Below are 14,633 nucleotides of genomic sequence, written 5' to 3'. Positions count from 1 at the left end.
CGTCGCAGATCAGCATGCTGGCGGAGCGATCACGCCGTCAGACGTCCACAGCCAGGCAAGAGGTCCTGCCCTGAGGGGCTTTGTGGTGGGTCAGGGCAGGTACGCGAGGTCGTCCGTATGCGGTTGGCTTCAGGAATGGGGGATGGGGAAAGTATTCAACTGGTGCTCAGGTAAAGGTGTTTCGCGCCATCCCAGGTGTACCGCTGCATCCTGTATCCGTCTTCCGCCGAGAGCGGGGTACGCGGCCGGTGCCGTGCCGACCGTGCCCGGGACGATTACTCGTACCACCTTCATCCCTGCGGCCTCGGCTTCGGGGGTCGTCAGGTCCACGTACAGCACCTCGTGTCCGGCCGCCTCAATGCGTGCCTGCAGGGTGCTCAGCGAGGGCGAAGGCGAGGGAGAGGAGTCCGGTAGGGCCGGGACGTCGTTCCAGGTGGCGTCCGGTCCGGCGGCTGCCCAGGCGAGGGAGCGCTGTGCGGCGCGTTCGTCGAGGTAGAGCTGCTGGTGGCAGAGGAGTTCTACGGCGTCCCGGCCGTCCGCGCGGTAGGCATCAAGGTAGGAGGAGTCGGGGCGCCACGGCTTCAGTGGGTTGTTTCTGTTCCGGTAGCCGTCGGCGAGGCGTGCGAGGGCTTCCGGGGTGTTGAGGGTCCGGCAGGTGAGCTGGAGGGAGAATGCCTCCGCCAGGGCCTTGGATGCCGCGGCCTCCGCGCTTCCCGCCCGTATCGCGAAGCCCATCGTGAGCCAGCCTTCGGCCTTGCTGCGGACGTACGCGCCGATGGTGGGCAGGCCGAACTGGTTCTCCAGGTACGTCAGATCGACCTCGAACCCGTCCAGTGCCGGGCCGATGAGCTCGCGGAAGGAGTCGGTGACGGGGAGGCGGGGCGGCGGTACGGCATTCGCCCACCACACGGCAACCGTGTCGCGTTCGATTACTTCTTCGAGTCCGGAGACGATCGCGTGTTCGTGGTCCGTGCCGGCGGCTATGCCGCCGATCACGGGGAAGGCGTGCCGTGCCTCCTCGTGCTTGCGGGGCATACGGCGCCAGAGTGTGTAGGTGGCGAATGCCGGGACGTACACCTCCGCATTCTGCGTCAGGGACATGCCGCGGACCCAGTGGACCGGGGTGTCGGGCAGGAACGGGGCGAAGGGGAAGTCCTGGCGCTCGTACTGGGTGGGTGAGTAGAGCGTGAGCCGTGCCGGGTCCAGGGCGTTCAGGCCGCGGCGGAGCAACTGCTGGTGGCTGCCGTGGACCAAAGCCTCGGGGTCCGGCGGGCAGGTGCCGCAGTAGCGTTCGACGGCTTCGCCCACCGCGGCGCGGCTCGCCTGCCCGGGACTGGTCCACGACATGCCGAAGGCCTGTCTGTCCGCCTGCCAGGGCATGGTCCGTGTGTGGTCCGCGATGTCCGCGACGGCCAGACGGAGTGTGGGGGGAGTCGGCCCCGGTCCGTTGAAGACTCGCAGGCGCGTGACGACATCGGGGGGCAGTTCGGGTGCGGAAGGCACGGGTGTCGCGACCGGGCCCGGCCGGGGCACCGCGAGGGTGCCCCGGCCGGTCGCCCGAAGGCGTTCTTCTGTCATTAGGACAGGTACGCCGCTACACAGTTGTCGACGACGAACTCCTCGTTCTCGTCGGCGAGGTACGCGGAGACGCAGTTGTTCAGAACAAACTGCTCGTCCTGGTCTTCCATCTCGAAAGCGTTCATGATGGCTGCCCTCTCAACTCGGTATTCGAATGACTCTCCCGGGAGGGAGAGTCGGCCGGGGACGGGGAACCGTTCCCGGCACGCACGCCCGAGCGGAACTCGTGGCGTGCGAGCTTGGATAGCGGGCCTGTGATCCAGGCCCAGATCACACCGGCGACGACGGCCAGGGCGGCACACACGCCCCACAGGACCCCAGGGCCGCCGGAGTCGAGCAGGAGCCCACCGCCTGCCGGCGCGAGGAAGGCGGCGGCGGTCCAGGCCGTCCCGTACAGGCCCTGGTATCGGCCGCGCAGTCGTTCCGGCGCACGGTCGGCAGCCACCGAGCTGCCCGCCGGTGCCTGCAGCATCTCGCCGAACGTCCAGATCACGACGCAGAGGGCGTACGCGACCACGCCGTCCGCGAAGGCCATCAGGCCGAACCCCACGGCCAGCAGGAGCGACGCGGCGAGCAGTGTCCCGGCCCTGGAGCGCTCACGGACCAGCCGTGTCAGGGCCACCTGCAGGGTGACGATGAGTACGCCGTTGAGGGCGTGCAACCAGGTGAAGACCGTCGGGTCGTGGCCGTCCCGTGCCACCACGATCGGCAGCATCGTGCTCCCCTGCTGGAACACGCAGGCGAAGAGCAGGGCGGCGAAGCAGAACGCGAGGAACGGGCGGTCCTTCCATACCGAGCCGTCATGCGCGTCTTTCTGTTGTGGTCTCGCCTTTGCACTCCGGCTTCCCTTTGGCGCTGTGCGCGGACGGGTCTCCGGGACCTTTGCCATGACCAGAACCGCGCACAGCGCTGTGGCCGCGGCATCGGCGACGAACACCAGCACGTAGCCGTGGGTCACCATGACTCCGGCCAGTACGGAGGACACCGCCACACCGAGATTCAGCGCCCAGTAGTTGAGGGCGAAGGCGCGCTGTCTGTCCTCGGGAGGGACGACGTCTGCCAGCGCCGCCTGCATGGCCGGGCGGGCGGCGGCGGCGCCGGCTCCCATCGCGAAAGCAGCGACCGCTATCGCCCAGCCGGCCTGGACCAGGCCGAGCGAGGTCATGCACACCGCCGTCCAGCAGTGCGCGGCGAACAGCGTGGTCCTGCGGCCGAAGCGGTCGGCCGCGATGCCGCCGCCGATCGTCCCCAGCACGCCGCCCAGTCCGATGAGCGAGATGACGGCACCGGCGTGCGCTGCCGAGTAGCCCCGCTCCGAGGTCATGTAGAGGGTGAGCAGTGGACCGACGAAGCCGCCCGTCCAGTTGACCAGGATGCTGAGCCAGATCCACCAGAACGCGCTCGGCAGACCTCTCGCCGATGTCGGCAACAGCCGCTGGCTCCCCGTCGCCTTTGTCACCGGCGGTCACCCGGAACAAGTCGGCAGTGTGAATACCGGACGCCCTGGAGCCTCTTCCCCTGCCTCTGTGCCCAACCGCTCCAGCAGACCCGGTTCCTGGACCGCCTCGACGAGCGTCGCCCGCAGTTCGGCGTACCACTGGTCTGCCGTCGCCGCGTCCGCGAACCGGGGCAGGTCCTGGCGGACCACCTGGCGCTCCGTGGCGAGTTGCCGCAGCAGAAGCCGCAGCAGGTCTGCGGCGGAAGGCAGCCGGCTGCCCAGCGTGAGGTGCAGGGAAGGTCCGTCGGCCGCCCGGACCGTGTGCCACCAGCCACGGGGCAGATAGAGGACATCGCCCTCGCTCAGCGTCCCGGACCAGCCGGCGTCCGAGGGGTGTGGCTTCGGCGGACTGGTGAGTTTGCCGACCGGGTGGGCAAGCGTCGGCGGGTGCAGGTCCCAGTTCTTCTTCCCCGCCACCTGGAGGATGATCACGTCGTGGTCGTCCCAGTGGGTGTCGAAGCCCTGCGGAGCGCCACCCACGTTCGCGTACAGATTGGCCTGTACGAGGTTGCGCAGGCTCTCCTCCACCCGGCCGACGAGCGCCCGCAGCGGAAGGTGCAACTCCTCGACCCCGTCCACGGCGAGCGTGGCACCGTCGGCCAGGGCGCCGGTCAGCACCTCGGGGCGGAGCCTCAACGGCCGTCCTCGGGGAGCCAGTTGCGGTACGGGCTCGGAGCACGAGGTCATGCTCATGCCGCGTGCCGCCCGGACCAGGTGCATCCGGGAGGGGTCGACTCGGCTGGTTTCAAGAATGGCGTTCAGATCGTCCCAGCCGAAGATGCCGTTGAACCGCCCCGGCTCACCGCGGCAGAGCAGTGGCCGTACTCCGAGGTGTCCTGCGAGAAACGCTTCCTCTTGGAGGGGCCTGATCAGCCCTTTGAGTCCCTCTTCCGGGACACAGCCGAAGGAGCCGGCGTCGTGGATGTCGGGACCAGTGGCACTTCTTGTGATCACGCGTCGCCCCCCTGCGCAAGGCTGATGGACCGTCAACTACCATAGGCCTGCCCGATTACCATGTCGTCTATGTTGCCTTTTTGCACTGAGGCAACATTAACGACAGAGTCTACAAGTGGCAACCCATCGGCGTGCTGCATCACATTCGGGCGCTACTGAGAGTAGCCGTGTGGGCACATACTGTTTCGAGTTGCTATCGTCTGGCGCAGCAACGACCCACTCGACAGGAGTGCTGGATGATCTGGCGTACCGAAGTGCTCGACCAGCTCGATCTGTACTGGGACCACCAGTTAATGCCTCGGCTGGCCGGTCTCACCGACGACGAATACCTGTGGGAGCCGGTGCCGGACTGCTGGACGATCCGGACCGACGGGGACGGCAGCGCGATGTTCGACTGGCAGGATCCGGTCCCGGAGCCTCCTCCGGTGACCACGATCGCCTGGCGTCTGTGCCACATCGCCTTTCACGTACTGGGCATCCGAGCCAGCGCACACTTCGGCGACGGGTCCCTGACCATCGACACCGCGTCTTTGCCGGTCACCGCCGATGACGGTCTCGCGGCACTGCACGAGCACTACCACACCTGGCGCAAAGGGGTGCTCTCACTCGACGACGCGGGGATGCAGCGGCCGATAGGAGAAGTCGAGGGCCAGTGGGGAGAGCGGCCCATGGCGACCCTGGTCCTGCACGTCAATCGTGAAGTCATGCATCACGGAGCGGAGATTGCCCTGCTGCGCGATCTCTACCGCGCCGGCTTCAAGCAGGCGCGGTAGAGCAGGGCGCCGATCAGACGATGCGGACCGGCAGCCGGCTCACTCCGCTCGCGCGCGCGACGTGCGCCGCTTCCTTCTCGACGGCTTTCAACGGGAGACGGCCGGTGTCCGGGAACGGCGTCACCACCAGCTCCTGATCGAGGATCTCCCACACCCCGACGACTCGGCCGTCCTGCACGACGACCGGGGAGATCCATCCGGCGGCGCGGCTCACCGCGGAGCGGTGTTCTGCCGCGAGCATCACTTCGTCCTTGGTTCCGGGGCCGAGAAGGTACTGGTCGAAGCCGCCGAGCAGCCTGATTCCTTCGCACGGGGCAATGCCGGCGAGTTCCTCCGCGTGCTCCGTCAGGATCAAGGTCTTGCGTCCCTCGACATCGACCTCGGTCAGCTTGTCGCCCATGTCCCCGAACCACTTGCGCAGCCTCGGCTTGCTCGTGCTGTTGAGCGACAGCCAGCGGTCGAAGGTCTCGATCGTGGCAGGACCGTACGCACCCAGGTACGCCTCGATCACCGTGGGGGCGGCCTCGTCGGGCTCGGGCATCTTGCCCCAGTCCGAGCCGAACTGGCTTGCCGGCAGGGTGAAGGTGATCTTGTTACTCCGGTTAGGGCCGTGGCACAGGACACCTCGCCAGGCCAGCGGCTTGAGCACAGAGCCCCACCCCGACCGCAGCCGCTCCTCCATGCTCGCGAACCGCTTGTCGGCCACGAGCCGGGTAACCAGCTCGTCCCGGGTGAGCACCACCCCGTCGAGGATGCCTGCCACTTCCTCGGTCAACTCGTCGATCTGCTGCGGGGTAACGCCGGAGGCCCGCGTCCAGGAAGGCTTGAGCCAGCTTCCCGTGTTCGCCATGAGCGACAGGTAAGCGCCCGCTTCACTCGGTCGCAGCAGATGGAGGGTTCCGCGCATCGCCCAGGTCTTCATCAGCGCGAGATCGGCGACGTCCCGGTTGACGCTCTCCCGGTCGGGTGCCGACTGCCGAAGTGCGACGTTCAGCTCGGCGACACTCCAGACCTGCGCCTGTACGCCGCACAGTCTGCCGACAACTTCGCTCGCACTGGGCTGGGTACGCGGCTCCAGGAACTGCCGCCGCATCCGCCACGCAAAAACCTGCCTCCAGCTGACCTTCACGCCGTTCCTTTCAGCCAACAAACCACACACTGCACCAGACTCTGCATTTCAGCCTACACCGAGAGAGGTGGACTGCCGGCGGAACAGCGAACGTCCGCCGACAGCAAGTTCCGTATGCTGGTTTCCAGTTGGCGCGTATCAAATGTCAGGCGTCAGGTGTCAGGTGGTGGATGCCGCTTCCAGCCACAGGTCGGTGGGGGTGCCCAGGCGTACGGACTCCACGGCCACCATCCGGTATACGGACGCCGCCGTCGAGTGCGCGAGCATACCCCGCACGCCGTGCAGTTGGAGCGCGGTGCGACTGGCGAGCTGCGCGTGTTCGCCCGCGACTGCCAGGACCGCAGCCGTGTTGGGGTGCTCGTCGCGGTCGAGCTCCCAGGCGGCTTTGTTCAGCACCAGTCGCCAGCCGTCCGCTTCGCCGATCAGGAGTGCCAGCCGGTGCGCGACCGTCTGCCGCTCCACGAGCGGTTTGCCGGACTGTGTACGGGTGTTGACGTGGGCGCGTGCCACATCGACGATCCGGTCCGCGATGCCCAGCAGCAGTGCCGCCTGGCGGACTCTCGCCGCCGCGAGGGCGCGCTCCCAGTGGGCCGCGCTCACGGGCAGAGGCTGGGAAGCGGCTCCCTCGAACCTCAACCGCGAGGCGGGCATGCCGAAATGGTCGATGGACTCGGTGACGCAGGTGCCGGGCTCCGGGACCACGAGGCGCCACTCACTGCCGCCGCCGTCGGCTGTCCGTACCACGCACAAACCGATGGCGCTGCGGGGCAGTGGCTCCGACTCACCCCACAACCGCCCTCCCGGCTTCACTTGTATGCCGGCGGGGCCGCGCGCGCCCACCACCACCGCGTGCCGCGTGCCCTTGTACAGGTCAGCGAGGATCTCCGCCAGGTGTTCCGTCGGTGCGTCGTCGCTGTCGAGCATGTCGAGTGCGAACGCGGTCTCCCGGTAGCAGCCGAGCGGTTCCAGCGCGTACCCCAGGCGTTCGTTCACGACGATGTCGGCGCTGAGTCCCAGCGCGAGCCCGCCAAGGCGTTCCGGTGCGTTGAGGGAGGGCACGCCGATGGTCGCCAGTTGAGCGGACAGTTCGCCGGTGCGCGTGAGCACCGTGTCCACCGCGTCCCGCAGACGCTGTTGCAGCGGATCAGGTCGCAGGTCCATCGCAGTCAGTCCCCCCTCGGGGCGTGGTCGAATACCCGGGCACTGCTCAAAATGTCCAGCATGACCTCCGACGCCCCGCCGGAGATGGTCATTCCGGGTGCCTCCCGGAATGCTGCTTCAAGGGTGCGGTCCCCGGCGTCGGACCCCGGTTCCAGCATGTCCGGCCCCAGCGTGTCCAAGGCCCACCACGCGATGCGCTGGGCCGATTCGCTGCAGTGCCATTTCGCGAACGAGGACTGTGCGATGTCAGCATTGCCGTCCTGGAGGTTCTGCATGACCTGGCAGCTCAGCAGCTTGCCGGCGGTGATCCTCGTTTCGTGGCGTGCCAGCTCGGCGCGTACGACGTCGGACGGTTGCCGGCCGTCTTCGTCGAGGCGTTCCGCGACCAGGTCCAGCCAGTGGCGTCCTCGCGCGTAGTAGTCCAGCCCCGTGCGCTCCGCGGCGAACATCTGGGTGATCAGCGACCACCCCTCGCCGACCTGGCCGAACAGCGCGTCCTCTTCCACGTGCACATCGGTGAACCAGATGTCGTGGAACTGTTCGTTGGCCAGACTGGGGATGGGCCGGATGACGACGCCGGGTGCGTTCAGCGGGACGAGGAACAGGGTGAGTCCTTCGTACTGACTGCCCTGCGGGTCGGTGCGCACCGCGATGAGCGCGATATCGGCGTAGGCGCTCTTGAGGTTGTAGGTCTTGCGTCCGTTGATGACCCATCCGGTGCCGTCACGCACCGCGCTGGTGGTGATGCCGGCCAGGTCGGATCCGTTGCCCGGTTCTGTGAACAGAATGCACGACGTGAGTTCGGTGCTTGCGATGGCCGGCAGCAGAGTCTTGCGCTGGTGCTCCGAGCCCGCCGCCAGAATCAGTGAACCGACGTTCTGCACCGAGATGCAGTACAGGTTCTGCGGTATCCGGTGGGCGACGAGCTTTTCCAGCAGCGCCACGGTCGCGGTGAAGTCGGCGCCCCTGCCGCCGTATTCGACCGGCCAGGAGGGTGCGAGAATGCCCGCGTCGCCCAGGTGCCGGTACAGCTCACGGGGGTTGCCGTCCATACCGTCCTGCCGGGCAAAAACGTCCTGCAGCAGCCGCCCCGTCTCCGGCGCCGTCAGGATCTCCTCGACTTCGTTCGCGAAGTCGACGCTCTCCGGTGGCACATCGAAGTCCACGCTCTCACTCCTTGTCAGTAGTCATCGAACGCGACGAATCGCGGCGTGCACCGTCCGCATGATTTGGGCCTGGTGCTCGGTGAGGAAGAAGTGCCCGCCCGGCAGCACGGAGAGGGTGAACTCCCCCGACGTCTGGTCCCCCCAACGGCGCATCGCTGCCACTGGCACCTCGGGGTCGGCATCTCCGCACCACGCGGAAATCGGGCAGGAGAGCAGCGGCTCCTGCCGGTACCGGTAGTTCTCGATCATTGCGAAATCCGCTCGGATCATGGGCATGAGCAGATCCAGCAATTCGTCGTGCTCGAAGACCGTCTGGTCCGCGGCACCGTAGTCGCGCAGCATCTGGATGAACTCGGGGCGGGGCAGGTCACTGACGGGAGCCGGCGGACGGACGATCGTCGGTGTGGGGCGGCCACTCACGAACAGGTGCTGAACCGGCCGGCCCAGGGTCCTGAGACGCCTGGTGACCTCGAACGCGAGAATCGCACCCATGCTGTGCCCGTACAGGAGCACTTGGGTGGGTTCAGCAGCGATCGTCTCGGCGATTTCCTCGGCGAGTTGAACCATGTCCTTGGCCGACGGCTCGGCCATTCTGCCGCCACGGCCGGGGAGCTGCACCGGCACCAGTTCGATGGGGCCGGTGCAGTGTTTCACCCAGTCGGCATAGTAGGTCGCGGAGCCGCCCGCGAAGGGGAAGCAGTAAAGACTGTGCGTCGCGGTGGCGGAGCGGAACCGGCGGTCGAACCACAGCCGTGCGTCGGGCCGGTGAATCGGGTAGCTGCTCACCGCGCTTCCGTCTTCCGGGGTGTGAACCGCACCGGCATGCTCTTGTAGCCGGGCACGAAGTGGGAGGCGACATGCCGCACCTCGCCGGCGATCTCGACGGTTTCCACCAGGTCCAGGATCTCGTCGAGGAAGATTTCCAGTCCGACCTTGGCCAGGTTGGCGCCGATGCAGTAGTGCGGTCCCAGGCCGAACGCGAGGTGCTTGTTCGGCCGTCGCGTGACGTCGAAGGTGTACGGGTCGGCGAAGACGCGCTCGTCGCGGTTGGCGGCACCGATCCAGGCACTGACCGGCTCGCCCGCCCGGATGGTCCGGCCGTGCAGCTCCACGTCCTTGACGGCGTATCGCATGAGTGCGGTGACCGGTGACGACCAGCGCAGGAGCTCCTGGAGGCAGGACGCGCGAAGTTCCGGATTCTCCCGTACGGCCTGGAACTGCTCGGGGTGCTCGGCCATCAGCGTCATCAGGGTGCAGAGCGCGTGCGGCGTGGTGACGTTGGCGCCGATGAGCAGCACGAAGGCGTTCAGGAGGACTTGCTCCTGCGACATCGGCCCTTCCGACAGGTCCATCGCAAGCATCGCGCCGATGACATCGGGATCGACGTCTTCGCGGGTACGTTGCGCGTACTCCTTCTGGAAGTACTCGAACAGCTCGTGCCGGGCCTGGCGCACGGTGGCCTGCGCGTTGCCGGTGGAGTAGTCCGGGTCGTCGTAGGCGATTGTCATCATGACCAGTTCCGCGAGCCTTTCCCAGGACTCGGAGGGAAGGCCCATGAGGGTGCCGGTGACGGCCATCGGGAACATCATCGTCTTGTGGGCGATGTCGTACACATCGGCGTCGAGCGCCGACTGGATCAAATCCCGCGACAGGTCCCTGAGCAGCTTCTCCTGGGTGGCGACCACGGGCGGGGCGAACGCCTTGTTCAGCGGTTCCCTGAACTCCCTGTGCCGTGGCGGGTCGGTGTCGGCCATCATGTTGTCGGACGCGATGTCCGCTGTGTTGAGGTCGAGCACGCACAGGATCGTGCCCCGTCGGGAGGAGAACTCCCCGTGACTGCGCAGGACTCTGCTGACGTCCTCGTGGCGGGTCACGACCCAGAACGGCTCCCGGCCACCGCCGGGTTCCGCCCGGTAGAGCGGCTGGTTCTCGCGCAGGTCTGCCCACAGTGCGTGCATGTCCGTCGAGGCGTGGAATCCGGAGTCGAGCAGGTCGGAATCCTGGAACTGCACGGGACAGAATGGCGGCTTTGAAATAATCATCTACCGTACCTCTCGGATTCAATCAGCCAGAGCGCAGCATTCATAGGCGAGTCGGTGTGAGGGAGTCAGGAAATCCGGAGTCGCCGCTCCCACAGGTATGCGTAGAACGGCAGGTGGTGTTCGTAGAAGCGCCGCAACAGGAGGTCGTTGTCGATCGTCCTGTCGTACGTCCGCTCACGGCGTTGCACCGTGGTACTGGCACTGACGTCGGCGTGCCAGCGGGCGGACTGGCTCCATTCCGGCCGCTCCCCCGGCTGCCATTGCAGGGCGTCGGCGCGGAAGGGCAGGTCCACCGCTGCGCAGTATTGCTGAACAGTCCGCTCCGGGTGGTCGACGAAGTCGTCGGAGTCCAGGACCACCGGACTGCCGCCGGCTTCGAGCACCGCCTGGTAGATCCGGTACAGGTACTCGATGCCCACTTCATGAAGGCCCATGTCGGGTTTGATGGCCGCGAACGACGGAATGATCTCCCGCGGGTTTCGCAGCAGGAACGCGTGCCGTCCACTCTTCAGGAAGTCCTGGCGCCCGAATATGGAGTCGTACGTGCAGTCGGTGGTGTCCTTGAAGAACACGGTCTGCTCTGCGGAGAGCTCGATCAGCGTGTCCGTCAAGGCCTCCGTGGAATTCACCGCACGGCCGCCGACCTCTGTGCTGCCGTCATTGGCGATGTTGCAGAACGGTTCGTGCAGCGTCAGGAGGTCTCGGCGTTCCACCATCATCCGGAAGAACACCGTCGAGCGGGAGCGGGGCGCGCTCCACAGGGCGAGCAGCGAGGGGCGGCCGGCGGTCGCGCTCATTTCGCCGCCCTTTCCTGCGCCTCGATCTCGGCGACGGCCCACTCGACGATGGATCCCGCGACGTCGATGTGGGTCGCGTCGATGGCGCCATGGAACTCGGGGGTGTGGTTGACCTCATTCGCGTACAGCCGCTCCTGCTGGTCGATCAACAGGTCGACGCCGAGGAATCCGCCCCCCACCGCATCCGCCGCTGCCACAGCGATATCGGTCAGTTCGGGGGTGATCGGGCAGGGTGTGGCCGCGCCACCGATGGCAGTGTTGGTCCGCCAGTCGTCGACCGCGTTCTTGTAGATCGCGCAGACCACCCGGTCACCTGCGACATAAGCCTTGATGTCACGTCCGGGCTTGTCGATGTGCTCCTGCAGATAGAACACGTGCTGCTGTGGATTCGGCAGAGCGGCCCGGTGCTCGAGAATGGCCCGGCCCTGCTCCTCGTTCTGGACTCTCGCGGTCAGATGTCCCCACGATCCGGTGACCGGTTTGACCACCACGGGGTATCCGAGCTTGGGCATGGCGTCCAGGGCGGCCTCGGTTCCCCAGGTGACTGCGGCCTGCGGCATCTGCAGTCCGGCGGAGTGGAAGGCGAGCGCGGTGCGGAGTTTGTCGCCGCAGATCTCCAGCACCGCCGGTTTGTTGTACGTGGGAACTCCGAGCGCTTCCAGCGTGGTCGCGACGGAGACGGCACGGCTGTGGCTCACTTCGCGCATGAGCGCCGCACGATAGGGCGGCCGGCCGTCGGCGAGCAGCACCCTCAGCTTCCGTGGATCGACGTGCTCGCAGCGCAGACCGAGCTTCTCGAACGACTCAAGGATCAGTCGCTCCTCCCGGCGGATCCGGGAGGCGACTACGGCTATGGGCATAGCAGTTCTGTCCACGGTTGCCCTTCCCGATCTACGCCGTACAGCATTCGGTGCAGATCGCATTCAATGCGGATCAATTTCGGGTGGTGGGGGTGACGTCGGCCGACCTGCGCGTCAGGTCCGTCGGGACAGCGCGTCCGCCGCGAGTTCGAGCTGATCGAGGGCGACTTCGAGGCGGCGGATGAGTTCGGTGCTGTGCCTGCGCAGTTCGTCGGGCCGGTGCCGCTCCCAGACCCGCGCGTGTGCGCCCGTCATACGGACTCCGGTCCAGCCGTGTGCGACGGCGTCCACGCCGGCCGCGGCCTCCGCGAGTTCGCGGATCCGCCATTTAGTCGACTGGGTACGCAGGAACTCCGCATGCAGGCCGGCCTGCGCCTGGATGTTCCAGCTGATGACGTACAGCTCGCTCAGGGCCTCGGAAGCGGCGTCCGTCCCGGGGGCGAGGGCGCACAACTGGTCGAGGTAGTGACGGAGGCCCGCCACCCCTGTCTGGGTCTGCGCGGTGGACTCCTGCCGGTACCGGGTGACGTTCTCCCGGATGACGTGGCCGACCCAGTCGAGGTCCGGTTCCGGAGCGGGTCCCGCCATGTGTGCCCGCAGCCAGCGCCGACCGCTGGGGCTGGCGCTGAAGAACACGTCCGCGTCGTCCGGTGGGTTGAGCGAACCCCAGCTCGCCAGGAAGTCGGCGATGGGGATCGCGTCCTGGAATGCGGGCGGTTGGGCGTCGGAGACGTACACCTCGGTGTCCGTGATCCGGTAGACCACCAGGAGATGTGCGGCGTGCACGTCGTGGAAGGCGGGGCGGAACGGCAGATAGAAGTTGTCGACCGCGGCGATGGGCAGCACGCCTGCCGCCAGGGCCTCGCGCAGATCGTCGAGTCCGTCGCCGCCGCTGCGGTGCCAGGTCGACTCGAACGGGTGGAAGAGGGCAAGCCGTTTGGCCAGCGAGTCGGGTTCCGAGAAGAAGAAGTACTCCTCCGAACTCCAGGCGCCGGGGTGGCGGCGGAACTCCCACGGTGCGCCCAGGACGGTCACCGGGTCGTGGCCGTCGTGGATCAACGCCGTCGCCAGGGTGCCGTGCAGGCAACTGCCCAGATCGCGCGTCCAGAGACGGACCGGCTGTGCGGTGGTGCCGGCGGTGCTCATATCGCCGCTCCCTGTGCGCGTCGCACGTCGATTCCCGTCACCAGCGTGAGGGCGAAGACGTGCATCGCGACCAGTCGCGGCAACCGCAGGGACTGCGCAATACCGCGGCGTGGCATCCCTACGCGGGTCAGCCACATTGTGGTGGGCAGTCGCTCCTGGACGTGGTGCGGGTAGTGCATCCTGGAGGTGCGGAAGGCCGTGAGTTCACCGAAGGCCGGTGTGCCGTCCAGGAAATCCGAGACCCCCACCCGGAGCGGGTCGGCGTGCCCGTCCTCGTAGTGCGCCCAGATCGTGTCCTCGCTGCGCCGTTCGGAGGCGGCGAGCAGATAGATCCAGTCGTACTGGCCCGGGGGGATGTCGATGACCTGGCCCTCGCACCGTACGTTGTCCCCCTTCGCGTGAGCATTCGCCCACGTGAAGGGGATGCCGGCCACCTCGATCAGGGCGCCGGGCGTGGGGAGTTCTTCCGCGGGGAAGGAGTTTCCCCATGCGTTCAGCCGTCCGGAATCGAGATCGGAGACGCTGGTCGTCGCCCGGTTGTTGAGCAGGTCGTCGATGCCGATCAGGCAGAATTCCGGTGCCGACGCCGTTCCGGGCAGCCTGTGCACGCGTGGGCCGGGCTTGGCGGCGGTGAGTACTGAATTGCCTGCCACTTGACTCATCAATCCCCCAGTCACTGGAGTGAGCTGTGCGTGCGTCCTGCCACTCCAGCGGGATCGGGCACAGTATTGAAGTCGACAATCATGGTGTCGCGCCAGCCCGACTCGGACAGCTCGTCGGGCCGGATCTCGCTGACGTCGTGCTCCATCGCCGTGTCGGACAGAATCAAGGTCTCCAGTGGCTCGGTCATGGTGACCGAGTACTGCGCCTGCGACTCGTTGTTCCGGAACACTTGATTTCGTCCCCCGACACACTGGTGCCGGTCGATCAAATGTATGGCCACATAGGCGTGACCGTCCGAGTGGCGGCCCTCCGGCGCGGGTTCCGAACCTTGGTCGGCGTCCGCGAAGACCCGGATGAAATGGATACCGAGTTCCCAGTCCTGCTTCCCCGCCACCTCATTGACCAGGTCGACGGTCTCCCGCAGAATCCGGGGAAAATGGTTGCTGGCCAACACGGTGTCCGTCAGCGGCTCGAACACGCGTAACTGATCACCGAATGCGCGGTTGATCTCTTTGCTCTGGAAGAACTCGGTGCCGTGCAGCGGTTCCAGAGTGCCGTCGCGGTGGGCGAGTACCCTGCCGAACCGGCGATTTCGACGACACCGTTCCTGACCGAGATAGGCATCCGGAACCAGTTCGTCCCATGACGCCGCGAACTGCTTCCAGTCGTGTCCTTCGGCCGGCAGGCGCAGGTGGCCGTGTGCCCAACCATGCTGAGCGAAGTAATCGGCGCGTAAACCTCCGGGCGTCGATCTGTCGATCAGCACTGAGTCCTGACCTGGCATGCGTGGCTTCCCCTCAGCGGTTCAACGTGAACGAGTGCCATCTGCAATACTACAGACACAACATGGCGTCTCGTCGATTTTC

15 protein-coding genes are annotated in these 14,633 nt (G+C 66.8%); 1 reads left to right on the top strand and 14 read right to left on the bottom strand.

Features of this window, described 5'->3' with window-relative positions:
• Positions 1-129 precede the first annotated feature (129 nt).
• Genes J7E91_RS12680 through J7E91_RS12670 form a run of 4 tightly spaced genes read right to left on the bottom strand, consistent with a single transcriptional unit; the run spans position 130 to position 4,030 of the window.
• The gene (locus J7E91_RS12680) at positions 130-1,578 is read right to left on the bottom strand and encodes a YcaO-like family protein (RefSeq protein ID WP_214902276.1); all 1,449 of its coding nucleotides are present in this window, start codon (positions 1,576-1,578) and stop codon (positions 130-132) included.
• Entirely contained in the window at positions 1,578-1,703 is a 126-nt protein-coding gene (locus J7E91_RS36740) for a hypothetical protein (protein ID WP_285439065.1), read from the bottom strand. Before J7E91_RS36740 ends, J7E91_RS12680 begins: the two co-directional genes overlap by 1 nt.
• Complete coding sequence (locus J7E91_RS12675) at positions 1,700-3,037, bottom strand: MFS transporter (RefSeq protein WP_214902273.1); 1,338 nt, start codon at positions 3,035-3,037, stop codon at positions 1,700-1,702. Before J7E91_RS12675 ends, J7E91_RS36740 begins: the two co-directional genes overlap by 4 nt.
• A gap of 6 nt (positions 3,038-3,043) precedes the next feature.
• Entirely contained in the window at positions 3,044-4,030 is a 987-nt protein-coding gene (locus tag J7E91_RS12670) for a cupin domain-containing protein (RefSeq protein ID WP_214902272.1), read from the bottom strand.
• 236 nt (positions 4,031-4,266) lie between these two features.
• Between J7E91_RS12670 and J7E91_RS12665 the strand changes: the two genes are divergently transcribed.
• Complete coding sequence (locus tag J7E91_RS12665) at positions 4,267-4,803, top strand: DinB family protein (RefSeq protein WP_251015570.1); 537 nt, start codon at positions 4,267-4,269, stop codon at positions 4,801-4,803.
• Between the two features lie 13 nt (positions 4,804-4,816).
• Here J7E91_RS12665 and J7E91_RS12660 read toward each other — a convergent pair whose 3' ends face one another.
• The 10 genes from J7E91_RS12660 to J7E91_RS12615 all read right to left on the bottom strand — a co-directional run bounded on the left by J7E91_RS12660 (position 4,817) and on the right by J7E91_RS12615 (position 14,551).
• Positions 4,817-5,896, bottom strand: coding sequence for a winged helix DNA-binding domain-containing protein (locus tag J7E91_RS12660; RefSeq protein ID WP_214902270.1), 1,080 nt, complete (start codon positions 5,894-5,896; stop codon positions 4,817-4,819).
• Between the two features lie 195 nt (positions 5,897-6,091).
• Positions 6,092-7,093, bottom strand: a complete 1,002-nt coding sequence (locus J7E91_RS12655) for an acyl-CoA dehydrogenase (RefSeq protein WP_214902268.1) — start codon at positions 7,091-7,093, stop codon at positions 6,092-6,094.
• Positions 7,094-7,098: 5 nt separating this feature from the next.
• A complete protein-coding gene (locus J7E91_RS12650) occupies positions 7,099-8,259 on the bottom strand; it encodes an acyl-CoA dehydrogenase family protein (protein WP_214902266.1) in 1,161 nt (386 codons plus the stop codon).
• A 21-nt stretch (positions 8,260-8,280) separates the two neighbouring features.
• The gene (locus J7E91_RS12645) at positions 8,281-9,045 is read right to left on the bottom strand and encodes a thioesterase II family protein (protein WP_214902263.1); all 765 of its coding nucleotides are present in this window, start codon (positions 9,043-9,045) and stop codon (positions 8,281-8,283) included.
• The gene (locus J7E91_RS12640) at positions 9,042-10,271 is read right to left on the bottom strand and encodes a cytochrome P450 (protein ID WP_214902248.1); all 1,230 of its coding nucleotides are present in this window, start codon (positions 10,269-10,271) and stop codon (positions 9,042-9,044) included. Before J7E91_RS12640 ends, J7E91_RS12645 begins: the two co-directional genes overlap by 4 nt.
• Positions 10,272-10,366: 95 nt before the next feature.
• Positions 10,367-11,098, bottom strand: coding sequence for a sulfotransferase family protein (locus J7E91_RS12635; RefSeq protein ID WP_214902245.1), 732 nt, complete (start codon positions 11,096-11,098; stop codon positions 10,367-10,369).
• Entirely contained in the window at positions 11,095-11,973 is an 879-nt protein-coding gene (lysX, locus tag J7E91_RS12630) for a lysine biosynthesis protein LysX (protein ID WP_214902242.1), read from the bottom strand. Before lysX ends, J7E91_RS12635 begins: the two co-directional genes overlap by 4 nt.
• 99 nt (positions 11,974-12,072) lie before the next feature.
• Positions 12,073-13,104 carry a BtrH N-terminal domain-containing protein gene (locus tag J7E91_RS12625; RefSeq protein ID WP_214902235.1) on the bottom strand — a complete coding sequence of 344 codons (1,032 nt, stop codon included), beginning with the start codon at positions 13,102-13,104 and terminating at the stop codon, positions 12,073-12,075.
• Positions 13,101-13,757: a hypothetical protein gene (locus tag J7E91_RS12620; protein WP_214902232.1), complete on the bottom strand. Its 657-nt coding sequence runs from the start codon at positions 13,755-13,757 to the stop codon at positions 13,101-13,103. Before J7E91_RS12620 ends, J7E91_RS12625 begins: the two co-directional genes overlap by 4 nt.
• A 20-nt stretch (positions 13,758-13,777) precedes the next feature.
• A complete protein-coding gene (locus J7E91_RS12615; RefSeq protein WP_214902229.1) occupies positions 13,778-14,551 on the bottom strand; it encodes a 2OG-Fe dioxygenase family protein in 774 nt (257 codons plus the stop codon).
• Positions 14,552-14,633: the final 82 nt, after the last annotated feature.

This window comes from Streptomyces sp. ISL-99, assembly GCF_018614005.1.
GTDB lineage: Bacteria > Actinomycetota > Actinomycetes > Streptomycetales > Streptomycetaceae > Streptomyces > Streptomyces flavidovirens.
This window is presented reverse-complemented; position numbering and strand designations above follow the sequence as displayed.